This window comes from Pseudoalteromonas sp. T1lg24 (assembly GCF_002964745.1).
In the GTDB taxonomy this organism is placed as follows: domain Bacteria; phylum Pseudomonadota; class Gammaproteobacteria; order Enterobacterales; family Alteromonadaceae; genus Pseudoalteromonas; species Pseudoalteromonas spongiae.
Genome location: NZ_PQCB01000034.1, coordinates 13,760 through 32,181 on the forward strand (window position 1 = coordinate 13,760; position 18,422 = coordinate 32,181).

General features: G+C 41.4%; 13 protein-coding genes. 4 read left to right on the top strand and 9 right to left on the bottom strand.

All coding sequences use genetic code 11. The features are described 5' to 3' along the window. Window positions 1-30 precede the first annotated feature (30 nt). Window positions 31-1,155, top strand: a complete 1,125-nt coding sequence (locus C2M30_RS19550) for a DUF3103 family protein (RefSeq protein WP_105173020.1) — start codon at window positions 31-33, stop codon at window positions 1,153-1,155. 380 nt (window positions 1,156-1,535) lie between these two features. Here C2M30_RS19550 and C2M30_RS19555 read toward each other — a convergent pair whose 3' ends face one another. The 4 genes from C2M30_RS19555 to C2M30_RS19570 form a co-directional block, all read right to left on the bottom strand. Then, a complete protein-coding gene (locus tag C2M30_RS19555; RefSeq protein WP_010561297.1) occupies window positions 1,536-2,987 on the bottom strand; it encodes a TrkH family potassium uptake protein in 1,452 nt (483 codons plus the stop codon). 37 nt (window positions 2,988-3,024) lie between these two features. Continuing rightward, entirely contained in the window at window positions 3,025-3,642 is a 618-nt protein-coding gene (locus C2M30_RS19560; RefSeq protein ID WP_105173021.1) for a YigZ family protein, read from the bottom strand. Window positions 3,643-3,701: 59 nt separating this feature from the next. Then, complete coding sequence (gene pepQ / locus C2M30_RS19565) at window positions 3,702-5,024, bottom strand: Xaa-Pro dipeptidase (RefSeq protein ID WP_105173022.1); 1,323 nt, start codon at window positions 5,022-5,024, stop codon at window positions 3,702-3,704. A 121-nt stretch (window positions 5,025-5,145) separates the two neighbouring features. Further along, complete coding sequence (locus tag C2M30_RS19570) at window positions 5,146-7,038, bottom strand: transglycosylase SLT domain-containing protein (RefSeq protein ID WP_105173023.1); 1,893 nt, start codon at window positions 7,036-7,038, stop codon at window positions 5,146-5,148. 326 nt (window positions 7,039-7,364) lie between these two features. On the opposite strand from C2M30_RS19570, the gene fadB reads away from it, so the two are divergent. The 3 genes from fadB to tusA all read left to right on the top strand — a co-directional run bounded on the left by fadB (window position 7,365) and on the right by tusA (window position 11,074). Then, window positions 7,365-9,527, top strand: a complete 2,163-nt coding sequence (gene fadB, locus C2M30_RS19575; protein ID WP_105173024.1) for a fatty acid oxidation complex subunit alpha FadB — start codon at window positions 7,365-7,367, stop codon at window positions 9,525-9,527. 1 nt (window position 9,528) lies between these two features. Next, entirely contained in the window at window positions 9,529-10,692 is a 1,164-nt protein-coding gene (gene fadA / locus C2M30_RS19580) for an acetyl-CoA C-acyltransferase FadA (RefSeq protein ID WP_105173025.1), read from the top strand. Between the two features lie 139 nt (window positions 10,693-10,831). Further along, the gene (gene tusA / locus C2M30_RS19585; RefSeq protein WP_010561303.1) at window positions 10,832-11,074 is read left to right on the top strand and encodes a sulfurtransferase TusA; all 243 of its coding nucleotides are present in this window, start codon (window positions 10,832-10,834) and stop codon (window positions 11,072-11,074) included. Between the two features lie 59 nt (window positions 11,075-11,133). Here the strand turns inward: tusA and C2M30_RS19590 are convergent, their stop codons facing one another. The 5 genes from C2M30_RS19590 to recF all read right to left on the bottom strand — a co-directional run bounded on the left by C2M30_RS19590 (window position 11,134) and on the right by recF (window position 18,422). Continuing rightward, window positions 11,134-11,592: a hypothetical protein gene (locus C2M30_RS19590; RefSeq protein WP_234004806.1), complete on the bottom strand. Its 459-nt coding sequence runs from the start codon at window positions 11,590-11,592 to the stop codon at window positions 11,134-11,136. 174 nt (window positions 11,593-11,766) lie between these two features. After that, entirely contained in the window at window positions 11,767-13,833 is a 2,067-nt protein-coding gene (gene glyS / locus C2M30_RS19595; RefSeq protein WP_105173026.1) for a glycine--tRNA ligase subunit beta, read from the bottom strand. A gap of 2 nt (window positions 13,834-13,835) precedes the next feature. Continuing rightward, window positions 13,836-14,759 carry a glycine--tRNA ligase subunit alpha gene (gene glyQ, locus C2M30_RS19600; RefSeq protein WP_010561306.1) on the bottom strand — a complete coding sequence of 308 codons (924 nt, stop codon included), beginning with the start codon at window positions 14,757-14,759 and terminating at the stop codon, window positions 13,836-13,838. A 138-nt stretch (window positions 14,760-14,897) separates the two neighbouring features. Further along, window positions 14,898-17,315: a DNA topoisomerase (ATP-hydrolyzing) subunit B gene (gene gyrB / locus C2M30_RS19605; RefSeq protein WP_105173247.1), complete on the bottom strand. Its 2,418-nt coding sequence runs from the start codon at window positions 17,313-17,315 to the stop codon at window positions 14,898-14,900. Between the two features lie 12 nt (window positions 17,316-17,327). Further along, window positions 17,328-18,422 carry a DNA replication/repair protein RecF gene (gene recF, locus C2M30_RS19610; protein WP_105173027.1) on the bottom strand — a complete coding sequence of 365 codons (1,095 nt, stop codon included), beginning with the start codon at window positions 18,420-18,422 and terminating at the stop codon, window positions 17,328-17,330.

Genomic DNA, 18,422 nt, shown 5'->3' on the forward strand with positions numbered 1-18,422 from the left:
ATGTGTAATACTACTATTGGAGACAAGTGAATGAATAAAAAAATAAAATCGTTGCTACTGAGTGCACTCGCACTACCATTTGTTAGCGCTGCAGCAATGGAAACGACAAGTCAAGAGCATTCAGTACAAATCGCTGAGCAAAAACGCGCTCTAGCACTGTCATTTGCAGAAAACTACGCAAGGCTAAAACCAAGCATTTTAGCATCAACATCAAGTTATGATTTAACCATTGAGACTTCTGAGCTGTCGTTAGCAAACAAAGAGATTCAAACTCTTAAACAAGTTGAAACTCGCATTCGATCGGCAAAAGGTCTACCGTATAACCCTAGCTCAATTACCCAGCTAAGAGTTGCTGACTCCAGCATGCTTAACTCGTTAATGTCTGAAACACCTTTATTTGCATGGGCTCCAGCGGGTAATGAGAAATCATGGCAATTTATTGAAGCATTTGATACCCAAGGTAACACCTATCACTTACCCGTAAATGAACTACCTGAACGCCCTGTGTTAATTGTTGAGCTAGACAACAAACAAGCGTTATCGGAAGGCATTTCAGTACTAAAAAAAGCGCTGAAACCATTTAGCAGCGAACCAAAATTAGCATTGAATTCAACAACTCAATCAACCACGAGTCCAATTCAAACCTCGGTGCTTAAATCCATTCATTTACAAGATGATGAAGAACCATGGATATCAGGTAAAGCGGAAGTGTATAGCATTGTTACTGGTGTGAGTCCGTCTCGTGATGAGCCAGTACTAGATATTGTCGATATGCCTTATCTTGATTACGATGGCACTACCTATAACCCTAATCAAATTATCATTTATTGGGACCGCTACCGTTGGCAAGCTGCTGATATTTTAATGATGGAACAGGATGACAACACAAACTATAAAGAACTAGCGAGCCGCTTACTTGACGTTGCAACCGAGATTCTTAAAGCGATTCCAGACCCTGAAGTACAAGGCTATGCCATCATCCCACAGTTAACCAATAAAGTACTAGCAGCAATGCCTGACTCATGGTTTACCAATGATGATGACTATGTAGATGTGTATTACACTCTATTTGAAGGTCAACGCTATTCAAATCACAAAGGCGCTAGCTCAAATGCAACCATCACACTTGAGCCATTAACGATTCAGCCGCGTTAATTAACAGAGTACATTTAAACCAGAATCAAAGAGCGTCAATGGCGCTCTTTTTTGTTTTTATCTCTGTTTTAACTTAATAGCTTCATGTGTCCTTGAAGTGATTTGCTGCTCCCCCATCCGAGCGTTCACTGAAAAACTGAGTCGTCCTGACGCGATATTCCGGCTCGAAATCCCTTTCTCGCGTTCGACCAGCTGTGACGTACAGGACATACTAATGCCGCAATTACATGGATGTAAATGAGCGGCCTAAACTTCGTTTCGGTCTGGAATCGGCAACATAAATACTAAGTCTTCCTGACGCTATATTCCGGTTCGCCCGTCCAAGGGCTCACATTCGGCTCTAGTCTTGCTGCGCGCACTCGCAAGCCTCAAGACGAGCCTTATCCACGCCAGAATGTTGGGGTGAATAATACGAGTAATGTGAAGATTTCGAGTCGGCCAAACACCATAGCGAGTGTCAAAATCCACTTTGCTGTGTCGGTGATATCACCAAAGTGCGCTGCTACATCGCCTAAGCCTGGGCCTAGGTTATTTAAGCATGCGGCAGTTGCTGAGAATGCCGTGATGTTGTCCATTCCAGTTGCTAATAAACACAGCATAATGATGACAAATACCAAAGCATACGCGGAAAAAAAGCCCCATACAGCTTCGACTACTTTATCAGGTAAGGCTTTGCGACCAAGCTTAATAGAATAAATTGCACGTGGGTGTACCAAGCGGTTTAACTCGCGAATACCTTGCAAGTACAACAGAAACACGCGCACTACTTTCATGCCGCCACCTGTTGAGCCCGCACAGCCACCAATAAAGCTTGAAAAGATCAGCAAAATTGGTAAAAACAGCGGCCACTGCGAGAAGCTATCGGTGGCAAAGCCAGCCGTCGTACTAATTGAAACAGCTTGGAAAAGTGCTTGGTCAAATGCCTGATCGGTCGAGGTATAAATACCTGCAGAAGTAAGCACAAAGAAACACAAAAGCACTAAACATGTTTGAATAAATAGGAATACTTTGAGCTCTGGGTCGCGCCAATAAACACGAAAGTTTTTATTTGCAACTGCCGCATAATGCAGTGAAAAGTTCACAGCCGCGATTAATAAAAACACCACACAAATAATATTAATTAGCGGGCTATTAAAGTGGCCAATTGACGCATCATAGGTCGAAAAGCCCCCTATCGCTATAGTCGAAAAGGCATGACAAATAGCATCAAACCAATTCATACCTGCCGCCCAATACGCCAAAGTACAGGCCGCGGTAAGTGATACATAAATGTACCAAAGGTGTTTTGCTGTATCGGCGATGCGCGGGGTCATTTTCGAGTCTTTCACAGGCCCCGGTGTTTCAGCGCGGTAAAGCTGCATACCACCCACCCCAAGCATCGGCAGTACAGCAACGGCAAGTACGATGATACCCATACCACCCAACCATTGTAGTTGCTGGCGATAGAACAAAATTGCTTTCGGTAAATATTCAATACCCGTTAGAACAGTCGCCCCTGTGGTGGTGAGACCTGAGAATGACTCAAAAACAGAATCCGCTATAGATAAATTAGGTTCTTCTAAAAAGATCAGTGGTAACGAACCAAAACTGCCCAGTACCAACCAAAACAACACCACAATTAAAAAGCCTTCACGGGCTTTTAAGTCCCCTCTTTGCTTTCGGTTTGGGTAGTAGGCTATTAAGCCAATAATAATACTGAAGACAAATGCCAGAACAAACGGCACACCACCACCATCTTTATAAATAAGCGAAACGAGCGCAGGCGGGATCATGGTGATACTAAATAAGGCAACTAACTGCCCTAAAATTTTAATTATTGTTCTGTATTGCATTGCAAGAGTAAGAAACGAGCTATTTTAAGCTATTCTCTTACTGTTTTACTTTTAACTCAACAGCACCATTGGATATTTCATAAATATCTTTTATCGCTTGCTCTGCATTTCGCTCATCAATAGCAATTTGCCATGCAATATTGGCGGAAAATTCTTTCTCAATACTACTACCACTAAACTGGCTATTAATATGCTGCTCAATGACACCTTGCAACGCATAACTTGATTCGCCAAGTAATGTCACCATAGGTACGCGAGTTAAGAGCTCTATGTCACTTAACGCATTATTAAGCGAGCCACCATAAGCTCGCACCAACCCACCCGTGCCTAACTTTATGCCACCAAAATAACGCGTAATTACCGCGGTAATTTCACCAAGCCCTGAGCCCATCAAAACATTCAACATTGGCTTGCCCGCCGTGCCATTGGGTTCACCATCGTCAGAAAAACCCAATACATGGCTGCCACCAGGCTCGCCCGCGACATGTGCCCAACAGTTGTGACGTGCATCTGGGTATTCTAGATTGATACTTTTAATAAACGCTTTCGCATCGGCAATGGTTGGCGTATGCGCAATGTGCACAATAAACGTGCTTTTTTTAATTTCTTCACGATACAAGGTTCGTGTCGCTGGGTACTGGTATTCTTGAGTCATAATTTACAAAATAAAAAGGAGCCGAATGGCTCCTTAAAGTGTATCACTTGCTAATTAGATTAAGCTAAACCTAAATCGCGTGTCATATTTTCATTGCGGTCTTGGTGCACAATCACATTATCTTCAATGCGGATTCCACCAAATGGTTTAAATGCTTCAACTGTTTGCCAATTGATATACTGATTGTTATCTGTTTGCGCCAAATCTGCTAACAATGAATCAATAAAGTAAAGCCCAGGCTCAATGGTAAACACTTGGTTTGCTTCAATTAAGCGAGTACAACGTAAGAACGGATGACCTTCAGGTGGCGCTTGATGCGTACCGCGAGCATCTGCCATAAAACCACCCATATCATGAACTTGTAAACCTAAATGATGGCCTAAACCATGTGGGAAGAAGGTTTTCGTGATGCCTTTTTCAACAATAGCATCAGCCGATAAGTTAACAATATTAAAGTCACTTAGAACTTGCGCTACTCGCTGATGGCAGTCTAAATGAAGCTCACCATACTTGATGCCTGGCTTTAACCCTTCACATAAAGCTTGTTGATGCGCATTCATCGCACTCACTAACTCTGCAAACTGACCTTGCTGTTTAAAGTCATAAGTGCGCGTAATATCAGCCGCATAACCGTTGAAGTTTGCACCCGCATCAATCAAAAATGATAAATGTTGATCGGGCTTCGCAATATCTAAGTGAGTGTAATGTAAAATCGCGCAGTTTTTGTTAAGGGCAACGATATTGCCATAAGGCATTTGGTTTTCAGTATGTTGCGTTGCAACAAGATACGCATGCTGAATATCGTACTCCGAACCACCTGCAAAAAATGCGTCGCGCGCCGCTGTATGGCCAAGTACTGCTAAACGGTTTGCTTCGCGTAAACATACTAGCTCGTAATCTGTTTTATAAGCACGGTGGTAGTGTAAGTAGTTTAAAACACCTTCAGGATTAATTGCGTTAAACCCTAATGCTTTCGCTACTTCAATGTATTCACCAATATAAGCAAACCTTTCTTTATCATAAGGCAGTAATTGCTCAACTTGTTCTGGAGATTTTAATAAACAAATATCAAAGTATTCAGCCCAGAAGTCACTTGGCTCATCTGGCACTTTATGCCAGAAATCTACAGGACGATAGAAAATCAATTTTGGCTTATCAACGCCGTTTACCACTAACCAGCAATGAGGATTATCAATCACAGGTAGCCAAGCTTTAAATTGCGGATTTACTTTAAATGGGTAATCCATATCATCTAAGAATTGGCGTTTTGCTTGACCTGAGTGAATGATCAGACCATCAAGTCCTTCACGCGCTAAAACATCTTTGGTACGTGACTGTAAGGTTGCTATATGCGCTGCATAAGTTGTTGAAAGTTTATCCATTATTAATCCAGTTCAGTGTGTTCTAAAAACAAGTGTATCATCTTGGCCCACCATTCTTAAGGGGTGGACAAAAATCGAGAACACTTACTCTGTAAATTGATTAGCAATATATTTGCCAAAACTACCTTTTGATTTTCATTGAAATGAGTTCATCAAATAGGTTTTCTTTATTGCCTGAGCGCGTTGCATACACTTGACGATAAGCGTAAACATTTTTTACGTACTCACGTGTTTCACGATACGGTATTGCTTCAACCCATAGATCAAAATCGACCGCTTCTTGAGGTAACCAACGTTTCACTTTGTGATAACCCGCATTATATGAGGCTGTCGCAATCACCTCGTTACCTTTACTTTTTTTCTTTAAATACTTGAGATACTGCGTACCCAAGCGAATATTAATATGAGGCTTTTTAAGTTGATTACGGCTGACGCTGCCTTTATTTACGTAGCGTGCGGTGCTTGGCAATAACTGCATTAAACCAATTGCCCCAGCGCTTGAATGAGCATCTGAGGCAAATGAGCTTTCACGTCGTGAAATCGCATAAGCCCATGTTTTATCAACCTTACTACGGCTACTAAAACGCTCAAACTGATCGCTGTAAGGCGTAGGAAAACGGTAATCAAGCATATTGTAAGCCTTTAGTTGGCTCATCACGCGAATAACACTATCATGCCACCCCATATCATTCGCTAAACTGGCTGCCGCTAGCTTTTCATCATCGGTAGAGCCTGCAATTAGCGAATTCCATTCACGGCGCGCTGAATAAAAACGATCTAATTCATACAATGCTTTTGCTCGTTTAAAACCAGGGCTTTCACTAACAAGTTTTTGCTTTTGAGGATCAACAACCACAGGTTGGTATTCAAGCGAAACCGCTAAATCTAACCGTGACGCCGCTAAAAAGCCGTAGTAATCGCGCTTTTGGGCTAGCTCTTTCCATAACTGATTTGCTCGCTGTGCGTCACCAATCTTATGATATGCATATGCCAACCAGTAGCGATAACCGTTATTCAGTGTTTTACCCGTTGAATAGGCAATAACCCCTTGCCAGTCTTGCTCGCGCAACATATTACTAAGCTGCCATTGCATTAGCTTGCTATCGTGTCTTTCTGGCGCCACTTTATTTAAGTAAAACTTTGCTTCTTTATGTTTTCCCGACGCCAACGAAAGCGCAAAAATATAATACAACGACTGTTTTTGTTGCTCGGTATAATCGAACATGGTTTCAAGCTTTTGCCATGCACGAATAGCTAAATCACGGTCGCGCCACACCAAACGCTTAACGCCATAAAGTGCTATTTGGCCTTCCTTGTCGGTACGTTTTTTAAAGCGATAAAGCCCGGCGGCCGCGGATGGATCTCGTCTTACTGTTTTATACAAATCAGCTAAGTAGCGCTCGTTCTTCGGTAGCAAACGACTCAGATAAGCTAGCAAGCTGGTATTGCCTTTTTCCGATACTTTGGTAATACGTTGCCACACCAGTTCTTGATTTAAATGCCCTGCTTTTTTCCATTTTGAAAAAAGCACATCACATTCTTTAGGCTGTGATTTAGCTACGCTCCAAAGCTCATCCACTTGGTTAAAAATGGCCTCTTTGGGTGCACCAAGTTGTAACTGATAGTTTAGATAGGTACATTGATACTCCGCTTTTCTGGTCGGACGGTAAGCGTCGATATAAAGTGCTTTTTTATTACTTTTCTTTAAATTATCTAACCATGCGTAACGCACTTTCCACTCAAGTGGAGTGCCTTGATAGGTATCTAAAAACTTTTTAATTTCTTGCTGGTTAGCAAGCCATGGGGAATTAGCAAGATAAGTGGCCTCAGCATAAGGTGCTAGCGGATGTGACGACTGTTTTAATGCGCGATAAAAATCACGCTTATCATTTTTATTGGCGAGTTTTTCAAGTGCCAAGAAGTCTTTGTGCGCGGCTTTATCCGCGCTTGCGTTCAACGCTGAAGAAGAAAGTACCAAGCTAACAAGCGCTGTTAAAATCACTGATTTTTTCACTGTTTTGCTCTCTTTACCACAGAAATAAAAGGCGCTGTGGTTATCTATTTAAATAAATTTAAAAATGCGCTGCATAATTCTAGCGTTTACGCTAACTGCAGTAATGCCATCTTAATCAATGCAAACCTAAACGTCAGCCTTTTAAGCTTAATCCCCTTATTGATACGACCACTGACAACACTTACGTTAATTTTTTTGTCCAGTTTTTAATCTTATGTAAAAAGCCAACTAAAATTTTAATTGCAATTTAATCGCAAAGAAGCGACACTGCGTAAAAACCAAACTCATCGTACCAGTTGTGGTGCGAGAAATTAGGGAGCAATAATATGCTATTTCAAAGCGAATCTTTTCAGGTTGCTTTTGTTAAAGACAACATTGCTGAGTTTAAGTTCTGTGTTCCAGGCTCAGTAAATAAGCTTTCTCAGCAAACTCTTAGCGACTGCGGCGCTGCATTAAAAGAGCTAGCTGCTAACAAAGACATTAAAGGTATGATTTTCACCAGTGATAAAGATCACTTTATTGTTGGTGCTGACATTTTTGAATTTTTACCTACCTTTAAAAAATCTGAAGAAGAACTAACTCAGTGGATTAAAAATGCCACTGACGTTTTCGACCTACTCGAAGATTTACCTTTCCCAACGATTTCAGCAATCAATGGCATGGCCCTTGGTGGTGGTTGTGAATGGGTACTTGCTACTGACTTCCGCGTAGCAAGTGAAGAGTTAAAAATGGGCTTACCAGAGGTTAAACTGGGCATTATGCCAGGCTTTGGTGGTACTGTTCGTCTACCACGTATTATCGGTGCAGATAATGCGATGACTTGGATTACAACAGGTAAAGAACACCGTGCTAAGCAAGCGCTTGCTGTGGGTGCTGTTGATGCCGTTGTAGCAAAAGAAAAACTGGTCGATTCAGCAATTAAAATGGTTGAACTTGCTGCAAACGGTAAACTTGATTGGCAAGCAAAACGCCAAGCGAAGTTAGACCCGCTAGCAATGAACCAAATGGAGCAAGGCATGAGCTTTGCAACAGCGCAAGGCATGGTATTTGGTAAAACAAAAGGCCATTACCCTTCTCCGCTGATGGCTGTTGCAACAATTAAAGCTGCTGCAAACCACGGCCGTGCAGAAGCAATGGCAATTGAGAATATGAACTTTGCTAAGCTAGCTAAAACTGATGAAGCAGCTGCGCAAGTGGGTATTTTCCTAGCAGACCAATTTATTAAGTCTAAAGCACGCAAACTTGCTAAAAACAGCTCGACTGAAATTAAGCAAGCTGCGGTATTGGGTGCAGGTATTATGGGCGGTGGTATTGCATACCAATCTGCTTATAAAGGCACGCCAATCATCATGAAAGACATAAACCAAGCTGCACTTGATCTTGGTATGCAAGAAGCATCAAAACTGCTTGGCAATAAAGTTCAACGCGGTCATATGAAGCTTGAGCAAATGGTTGCAACTTTAGGCGCAATCAAACCAACGCTAAGCGATGACGATGTTAAAAAAGCTGACATCATTGTTGAAGCGGTTGTTGAAAATCCAAAGATTAAACAAGCGGTACTTTCTCAACTAGAAAAAGACATGCCTGAAGGCACAGTACTAACATCAAATACTTCAACAATTCGTATTGATGAATTAGCAAGTGCACTTGAAAAACCAGAAAATTTCTGTGGTATGCACTTCTTTAACCCTGTGCACCGTATGCCACTGGTTGAAATTATTCGCGGTGAAAAAACATCTGACGAAACCATTAATGCCGTTGTTGATTACGCATTAAAATTAGGTAAGTCACCGATTGTTGTAAACGACTGCCCAGGTTTCTTTGTTAACCGTGTGCTTTTCCCTTACTTTGCCGGCTTTAACCAATTAGTGGTTGAAGGTGCAGATTTTGCGAAAGCAGATAAAGTAATGGAAAACGTGTTTGGCTGGCCAATGGGCCCTGCTTACCTGCTTGATGTTGTTGGTCTTGATACAGCAAATCACTGTACAGGTGTAATGGCAGACGGTTTCCCTGAACGTATGGCTGAACAAGAAAAAGATCCAGTTGCTCTGCTTGTTAAAGAAGGTCGTTTTGGTCAGAAAAATGGTAAAGGTTTCTACCAATACGCACCAGACCGTAAAGGTAAACCTAAGAAAGCAAAAGATGCGGATGCAATTGAGCTACTAAGCGCTATTTGCGATGCACCAAAAGAATTTAGCAAAGAAGAAGTCATCGACCGTTGTATGATCCCTATGCTGAACGAAGTGCTTCTGTGCTTACAAGAAAACATTGTTGCTTCACCACAAGAAGCTGATATGGCACTTATTTACGGCTTAGGCTTCCCTCCATTCCGAGGTGGTGCTTTCCGTTATTTAGACCAAATTGGTTTAGCTAACTTTGTAGCAAAAGCGGATCAATACGCACACTTAGGTGCGATTTACCAAGTTTCTGATATCACGCGTCAGTGGGCAGAAGAAGGTCGTCAATTTTATTCAGTAGAGGGTGCATAATATGAAAACACCAGTAATTGTTGATTGTATTCGTACCCCTATGGGTCGTTCTAAAAACGGTGTTTTTAGAAACGTACGTGCCGAAGATTTAAGTGCACAATTAATGAAAGGGTTAGTTGAACGTAACCCTGCATTAAATCCAGCTGATATTAATGATATCTACTGGGGTTGTGTACAACAAACCCTAGAGCAAGGTTTTAATGTTGCGCGTAATGCGCAGCTTCTAGCAGGTATTCCTCATAGCGTACCCGCAACTACGGTTAACCGTTTATGTGGTTCATCAATGCAAGCATTACATGATGCAGCACGCGCAATTATGACTGGCTGTGGTGATGTTTACCTAGTTGGTGGTGTTGAGCATATGGGTCACGTACCAATGAACCATGGCGTTGACTTTCACCCAGGTTTATCAAAATCAGTAGCACAAGCTGCAGGCATGATGGGTTTAACTGCTGAATACTTAGGTAAGCAGCATGGCATCTCTCGTCAGCAACAAGATGAGTTTGCAGCACGCTCGCATGCACGCGCTCACGCAGCAACCGTTGAAGGTCGTTTCAAAAATGAAATCTACCCGATTACTGGCCACGATGCTGACGGTGCAATGATTTTAGTTGAAGACGATGAAGTGATTCGTCCTGAAACAACTGTAGAAGGCCTATCACAGCTTCGCCCTGTGTTTGACCCAGCAAATGGTACTGTAACAGCGGGTACATCATCAGCGCTTTCAGATGGTGCATCTGCAATGCTTATTATGAGCGAAGAAAAAGCTAACGAACTTGGCTTAACTATTCGTGCAAAAGTAAAAGCTATGGGTGTTGCTGGTTGCGATCCATCAATTATGGGTTACGGTCCTGTTCCTGCTTCTAAAAAGGCATTAAAAGCAGCTGGCTTAACCATTGATGATATTGATGTAGCAGAGCTTAATGAAGCATTTGCAGCACAAGCATTACCGGTACTTAAAGACTTAGGTTTAACCGATGTGGTTGACGAAAAAGTTAACCTAAACGGTGGTGCTATTTCACTTGGTCACCCACTTGGTTGTTCAGGTACACGTATCAGCACAACACTTATTAATCTTATGGAAGACAAAGACGCAAAATATGGTCTTGCAACTATGTGTATTGGTTTAGGCCAAGGCATCGCAACTATTTTTGAACGCCCGTAAGATTTAAACAAGAACCGATTTATTCTTGGTGATAAGGCGCTGTCTCGAAAGAGCAGCGCCTTTTTTCTTTGCTATGGTTTACATCACACGCTTAGCCACCTACAATTCCGCCTCTACTTTTTAACAGGGCTAAATTTTCATGACTGATTTTTCAAATGCAGACCATACTCTTGATGCAATTGGTTTACGATGCCCTGAACCGGTAATGATGGTGCGTGGTGCAATTCGAAAAATGCAGCACGGTGAAACTTTAGTAGTGATCGCAGATGACCCATCAACAACCCGCGACATTCCCTCATTTTGTCGTTTTATGGATCACACCTTGCTGGCACAAGAAGTGGAAAATGAACCATATAAATATTTAATAAAAAAAGGGCTTTAAATGCCCTTTTTTATTGCTCGTCGTTAAGTCGTAGAGCTAGCTTAATTTTGCTTAGTTGCTTACTCGAAAATTTGGTTAATTGTTACCAGCGGTGTACTTTTATTACGGAAGTTAATTGATACTTCGTACCAACCCGCTTCATAAGGTGTAAAACTGAAATAGTTATAAACGCTGTCACAGTTTGCTTGTACTGGAATACCAATTTCTAAAAACTTATCTAAGTCTTCGTTTTTAAAACCGCAGTTGTAACCTTGCGTCCAATTCGCATCTGCTACTTTAAATTCGTATGCTTTACCAATTGTGCCAAATTTAACTTTGGTGCTAAAAACATTCGCAGTTTGCTGCGTCAGCTGATACGCCTTTTGTGCTTCCCATAGAGTGAAGTCACCTCGTAAATAAAGCGTAGTATCTACATTACCAACATTGCTTGTTTGATCTAACAGGCTATCGTCTGTGCTTGAGCAACCAGCGAGCACTAAACTTGCTGCTGCCATAATTGTAAGTGATGCTTTTTTCATTGTTGTTATCCGCGATTTTCTAAGCTTAATTACTATACTAAATATCGTATAATTTTATGCAAGCGGCTTTTGTACCTGTTGCGAATATTTCCGCTATAACTAAGCTAAATACAGAATAAGTGGCTTTAAAATAAAAAAGCCGGTGATTACACCGGCTTTTTCTGTGCGTTTTGCTTACTTTTGTAACAGTGAAATATCCGCTACTTGTAAGAATAAACTTCTTAACTGACTCAGCATTGTTAAACGATTTAGTTTCACAGCTTCGTCGTCAGCCATTACCATTACGTTATCAAAGAAGGTATCAACTACTTCACGTAAATCTGCAAGACTTGCCAAAATAGTTTGGTAATCATGTGCCGCAAATGCCGGAGCTAGTTCCACTTGGTAGTGCGCAATTTTCTCTGCTAATTGCTTTTCAGCGTCTTCAGCTAATAGGCTCTCATTAACAGTCTCTGCAAGTTCTGCTTCATTCTTAGCTAAGATATTACCTACACGCTTATTAGCCGCTGCAAGCGCTTCTGCTGAGTCTAATTCACGGAAGTGAGATACCGCTTTAACGCGTTGATCAAAGTCTGCTGGCTTAGTTGGGCGACGTGCCAATACTGCTTGAATAATGTCAACACTAAAGCCTTCATCTTGATACCAAGCACGGAAACGACCAAGCATAAAATCAATTACATCAGATTCAACATTGTCATTGCTAAGCTTATCGCCAAATAGCGATTTTGCTTTTGCAATTAAATCTACTAAGTCTAGGTTATAGCCCTTTTCAACAATAATACGCAATACACCTAGTGATGCACGGCGTAGCGCAAATGGGTCTGAACCTTTTGGTGCTTGACCAATACCGAAGATACCCACAATCGTATCGAGCTTATCAGCCATCGCAACTGCCGCTGATACACCTGTGCTTGGTAACTCGTCACCTGCAAAACGCGGCATGTATTGCTCGTAAAGTGCTTTCGCCACTTCCGCATCTTCACCGTCGTGCGTTGCATAGTGCATACCCATAACACCTTGCGTATCGGTAAATTCAAATACCATAGATGTCATAAGGTCACATTTTGCCAGTAAACCTGCACGCTTAGACTTTTCAACGTCTGCTTCGATTTGTTCAGCAATGTAACCAGCAAGCTCGGTAATGCGGTCAGTTTTATCTTTAATGGTACCAAGCTGTTTTTGGAAAATAGCTTGGTCTAACTCAGGTAAGCGATCGATTAACGGGCGTTTACGGTCAGTATTAAAGAAGAACTCAGCATCCGCTAAACGAGGACGAACAACCTTTTCATTACCTTCAATTACGTAACGAGGCTCTTTTGATTCAATGTTTGAAACAAAGATAAAGTTAGGTAATAACTTTTTGTTTTCGTCGTAAACTGGGAAGTATTTCTGATCACCCTTCATGGTGTACACAAGTGCTTCTGAAGGTACTTTTAAGAACTCTTCTTCAAACTTAGCCGTCAGTACAACAGGCCATTCAACCAGCGAAGTTACCTCTTCAACTAAGTTTTCTTCTAAGTCCGCAATACCACCTACAGCTTGCGCTGCTTTTTGTGCGTCGGCAAGAATAATCGCTTTACGTTCTTCGTAATCAGCCATTACTTTACCGCGCTCTTCTAAAATAGCAGGATATTGCTCGGCAGAATCAATGGTAAACTCTTGTTCACCCATAAAGCGGTGACCACGAATAGTTCTATCTGATGCGACACCTAAAATCTCACCCGCAACTAACTCGTTACCCATTAACATTGTTAATGTTTTAACTGGGCGAATAAATTGCGTTGTTTTATTACCCCAACGCATTGGCTTGGCGATCGGTAATTTAGCAAGCGCTTGCGCTGCAAGCTCAACGATAATTTCGCTAGTCGCTTTACCTTTTACTTCTTGTTTGAATAAAAGCCACTCGCCTTTTTCTGTTTTTAAACGGTCAGCTTGCTCAACAGTAATACCATTGCCGCGCGCCCAACCTTGTGCCGCTTTTGTCGCATTTCCGTCTTCATCAAATGCAACTGAAATTGCCGGGCCACGTTTTTCAACTACTTTGTCAGATTGAGACTCAGCAAGTGCCGCTACTTTTAGCGCTAAACGACGCGGTGCAGCAAACCACTTTACGCCTTCATGACTTAACTCAGCAGCTTTTAATTCTGCTTCAAAATTTGATGCAAAGCTTTCAGCTAGCGTACGAAGCTGTGTTGGTGGTAGTTCTTCAGTGCCTAATTCAATTAAAAATTCTTTTGCCATGATTACTTCTCCTCACCACTTTTTTTACACATTGGGAAACCTAACGCTTCACGCGATGCGTAATACGCTTCAGCAGTTGCTTTAGTAAGGTTGCGAATACGAAGAATATAGCGTTGACGTTCTGTCACTGAAATTGCTTTTCGTGCATCTAATAAGTTAAATGCGTGCGCCGCTTTCAAGATGCGCTCGTATGCCGGAAGTGGTAACGGTGTTTCTAGCGCCAATAATTCTTGTGATTCTTTTTCACATTGGTCAAAGAAGCTAAATAAGAAATCAACGTCAGCGTGTTCAAAATTATAAGTCGATTGTTCAACTTCATTTTGATGAAAAATATCACCGTAAGTAACCTTGCTACCATCTGGCGCATGGTTCCAAACTAGGTCATATACTGAATCTACTTCTTGAATGTACATCGCTAAACGCTCAATGCCGTAAGTGATTTCACCTGTTACAGGCTTACATTCAAGGCCACCTACTTGTTGGAAGTAAGTAAACTGAGTTACTTCCATACCGTTTAACCACACTTCCCAACCAAGACCCCAAGCACCTAGCGTTGGGTTTTCCCAGTTGTCTTCTACGAAGCGAATATCGTGCACTAATGGGTCAACACCCAAAACTTCTAAAGAGCCTAAATAAAGCTCCTGAATGTTATCTGGCGACGGTTTTAACGCTACTTGAAACTGGTAGTAATGTTGAAGGCGGTTCGGGTTTTCACCATAGCGACCATCAGTTGGACGACGTGACGGTTGAACGTATGCGGTAGACATTGGCTCTGGGCCAAGTGCACGCAAACATGTCATTGGATGCGATGTACCCGCACCTACTTCCATATCGAGTGGCTGAACGATAGTACAGCCGTTTTGTGCCCAGTAATCCTGTAATGCTAGGATCATTCCCTGGAAGGTTTTGATATCGTATTTTTGCATTGGCTTTAGCTGATATTTTAATCTGAAAAATTACGCCACAGTATACCGCGGCAGCAAACAGGTTTTAAGCGATTTGTTGATTTACAGCCAATAAAAAAGGGCCATTTAGGCCCTTTTATGAAAAATATTCACTATATTCTAAACATCTAAGTTCACAACTTTAAGCGCGTTTTGTTCGATAAACTCACGACGCGGCTCAACTTGGTCACCCATTAACGTCGAGAATAATTGGTCAGCTGCAATCGCATCTTCAATAGTTACTTTCAACATACGGCGTACTTCAGGGTCCATTGTAGTTTCCCAAAGCTGATCTGGGTTCATCTCACCAAGACCTTTGTATCGTTGAATGTATAAACCACGTTTAGATTCAGCAATTAACCAGTTAAGCGCTTCAACAAAGCTTGAAACCTGTAGGGTCTTTTCACCACGTTGAATATAGCCACCTTCTTCAATTAGGTTGCCAATTTGCTCACCCGTTTTCGCAATTGCTAAATAATCGCGAGACGTTAGGAATTCGTAATTCAGTACATGCTCACGGTCTACACCGTGCTGACGAATTACAATATTTGGATAGAACAAGTTACGCTCTTCATCTTTCTTCACTTGCGCCGTGAATAAAGTAGCGTCGGTATCTTTTTCCGTTAAGTAAGCAACAAGATTATCCGTCCACTCACGCACGTGCGCTTCGTTCGCTAAATCTGCTTCATTAATTTTAGCTGAGTAAACTAATGAGTTAAGCACACTTAATGGATACTTGCGTGTTAGGCGCGTGATAATTGTTTCGGTCGCTTGATAATCTTTAACTAATGACTCTAACGCTGTATCTTTAATTGCAGGCGCATCTTCATTAACGTATAGCGAAGAGTTATCTAACGCCAATGTTGTTAAGTATTCAATCAACGCTGGATCATCTTTGATGTAACGCTCTTGCTTGCCTTTTTTCACTTTATAAAGTGGTGGCTGAGCAATATATACGTAACCACGCTCAACAATCTCAGGCATTTGACGATAGAAGAAGGTCAATAGTAACGTACGAATGTGCGAACCATCGACGTCGGCATCGGTCATGATAATAATACTGTGATAACGCAGTTTTTCAGGGTTATATTCATCGCGGCCAATACCACAACCTAATGCTGTGATTAGCGTTGCAACTTCCTGCGAAGATAGCATCTTATCAAAACGTGCTTTTTCAACGTTTAGAATTTTACCTTTCAGCGGTAGAATCGCCTGATTCTTACGGTTACGACCTTGCTTAGCCGAACCGCCCGCTGAGTCACCCTCCACTATATATAGTTCAGAAAGTGCTGGGTCTTTTTCTTGGCAGTCCGCTAATTTACCTGGTAAACCTGCTAAGTCCATTGCACCTTTACGACGTGTCATTTCACGCGCTTTACGTGCCGCTTCACGCGCACGCGCCGCATCAATAATCTTAGTAACTACAATTTTTGCATCTTGTGGGTTTTCTAATAAGTATTCACCTAATTTTTCACCCATAGCTTGCTCTACAGCCGATTTAACTTCACTTGATACAAGCTTGTCTTTCGTCTGAGATGAGAATTTTGGATCAGGTACTTTAACAGAGATAACCGCAGTTAAACCTTCACGGGCATCGTCACCTGATGCACTGCTTTTCTCTTTCTTATTAAAGCCTTCTTTTTCCATATACGTATTTAATGTACGCGTTAAGGCGCTTCTAAAGCCCGCTAAGTGCGTACCACCATCACGTTGTGGAATGTTATTTGTGAAGCAGTAAATACCTTCTTGGAAGCCATCGTTCCACTGCATTGCTACTTCTACACTAATACCGTCTTCTTCACGTGTTGAAGTGAAGTGGAAAACATTTTGGTTAACCGGTGTTTTATTGGTATTTAGGAATTCAACAAACGCTTGAATACCACCTTCATATTTAAAGTGGTCTTTCTTCTCATCACGCTCATCAGCAAGAATGATACTCACACCTGAGTTTAGGAATGAAAGTTCACGTAAACGCTTTGCAAGAATATCGTAATGGAAGTTTACATCACTGAATGTTTCTGAGCTTGGCCAAAAACGAATTTCAGTACCGTTGGTTTCTGACTCACCCACTACCGCTAATGGCGCAGCAGGTTCACCCATATTATAAATTTGCTCGTGAATTTTACCTTCACGGCGAATGGTTAGTTTTAGCTTTTCAGAAAGTGCATTTACTACTGAAACACCTACACCGTGTAAACCACCCGATACTTTATATGAGTTATCATCGAATTTACCACCAGCGTGAAGTACCGTCATAATAACTTCAGCTGCAGATACACCTTCTTCTTCGTGAATTTCTGTCGGAATACCACGACCATTATCGCGTACCGATACAGAACCATCAGAGTGGATAGTTACATAAACATCATCACAGAAGCCTGCTAATGCTTCATCAATTGAGTTATCAACGACTTCAAACACCATATGATGAAGACCCGTTCCATCATCCGTGTCACCTATGTACATCCCAGGACGCTTTCTTACTGCATCCAGTCCTTTTAGTACTTTAATACTCGACGAATCGTAATTTTCAGACATGGTTTCTTCCAATTAACTTGTTATTAGTTTGCCATGTTTCACGTGGAACACTTTCATATTTTTATTTAGAGGTTCCACCACAGCTGAAATACTGTCGTAATCAATAGCGCTTATAAACAGCTGAGAATTTGAATGAGCGAGCAACTCACTTACAGCTTGTTTTGTTTCACTGCTTAATTCAGACGGTAAATCATCAATTAAAAAAAGTGATTGTTTATCTGTTTCACTTTCAATCAGGCTATTTTGACAAATCTTTAGCGCATACATTAAAAGCTTCAACTGCCCTCGTGACAAATAATTATCAACTGCGATACCGTCAATTAAAAAGTTGATATCGGCTTTATGAGGGCCTTTACTGGTGTAACCCAGTTTTGCGTCTCTTTCAAAGTTTTTACTCAGTTGATCGGCTAAATCATCTTCAGCTTTCCAACCTGGAGAAAAATCAAAAGTAAGACTTTTAAATAATTCAATCTGACTAGCTATCTTATCAAAAAACAGGTTAGATAACCTAGTTATATATGTGGTTCTAAGTGTATTTATCTTTGTCGCGATTGTTACAAATTCTTTATCCCAGAACTGAATTTGTTGCTCAAATCCATGTGGTTTTTGCTTTAACAGCGCATTTCGTTGTTTCAATAATTTATTAAAACGATACCAATGATAATAAAATTCTTGTTCCACGTGGAACAATCCTAAATCTAAAAAGCGACGGCGCTCTTTTGGGCCACCAAAAAACAGCTCAAAACTTTCTGGGGTAATCACTTGAACAGGAAGCACCTCTGCAAGCTGTGCCATACGTTCACAGCGCTTTCCATGCACTTTTGCCAGCGTATCACCAGAGCGTTCTTTTTGCAGCCCCACAGGGATTTGTAGGCTGTTAAATTGCTTTTTACCATGCAGTACCATGGCATTTTTTTGATGTTGAATTACAGCTTTAAATTTAGAAGTGCGGAAGGATTTACCGTGAGACAGAAAATAAATGGCTTCAAGTAAACTACTTTTACCGCTGCCATTCTCGCCAATAATCACATTAACTTCAGGAGAGGGTTCAAAGCTTAGCGCTTCAATATTACGAAAATTTGAAACATTAAAGGTAACTAAGCTCAT

What these genes read in the sequence shown, in the direction of transcription:
- C2M30_RS19550 (WP_105173020.1), top strand. Translation starts at nt 31, where the DNA reads ATGAATAAAAAAATAAAATCGTTGCTACTGAGTGCACTCGCACTACCA.
- C2M30_RS19555 (WP_010561297.1), bottom strand. Translation starts at nt 2,987, where the DNA reads ATGCAATACAGAACAATAATTAAAATTTTAGGGCAGTTAGTTGCCTTA.
- C2M30_RS19560 (WP_105173021.1), bottom strand. Translation starts at nt 3,642, where the DNA reads ATGACTCAAGAATACCAGTACCCAGCGACACGAACCTTGTATCGTGAA.
- pepQ (WP_105173022.1), bottom strand. Translation starts at nt 5,024, where the DNA reads ATGGATAAACTTTCAACAACTTATGCAGCGCATATAGCAACCTTACAG.
- fadB (WP_105173024.1), top strand. Translation starts at nt 7,365, where the DNA reads ATGCTATTTCAAAGCGAATCTTTTCAGGTTGCTTTTGTTAAAGACAAC.
- fadA (WP_105173025.1), top strand. Translation starts at nt 9,529, where the DNA reads ATGAAAACACCAGTAATTGTTGATTGTATTCGTACCCCTATGGGTCGT.
- tusA (WP_010561303.1), top strand. Translation starts at nt 10,832, where the DNA reads ATGACTGATTTTTCAAATGCAGACCATACTCTTGATGCAATTGGTTTA.
- C2M30_RS19590 (WP_234004806.1), bottom strand. Translation starts at nt 11,592, where the DNA reads ATGAAAAAAGCATCACTTACAATTATGGCAGCAGCAAGTTTAGTGCTC.
- glyS (WP_105173026.1), bottom strand. Translation starts at nt 13,833, where the DNA reads ATGGCAAAAGAATTTTTAATTGAATTAGGCACTGAAGAACTACCACCA.
- glyQ (WP_010561306.1), bottom strand. Translation starts at nt 14,759, where the DNA reads ATGCAAAAATACGATATCAAAACCTTCCAGGGAATGATCCTAGCATTA.
- gyrB (WP_105173247.1), bottom strand. Translation starts at nt 17,315, where the DNA reads ATGTCTGAAAATTACGATTCGTCGAGTATTAAAGTACTAAAAGGACTG.
- recF (WP_105173027.1), bottom strand. Translation starts at nt 18,422, where the DNA reads ATGAGCTTAGTTACCTTTAATGTTTCAAATTTTCGTAATATTGAAGCG.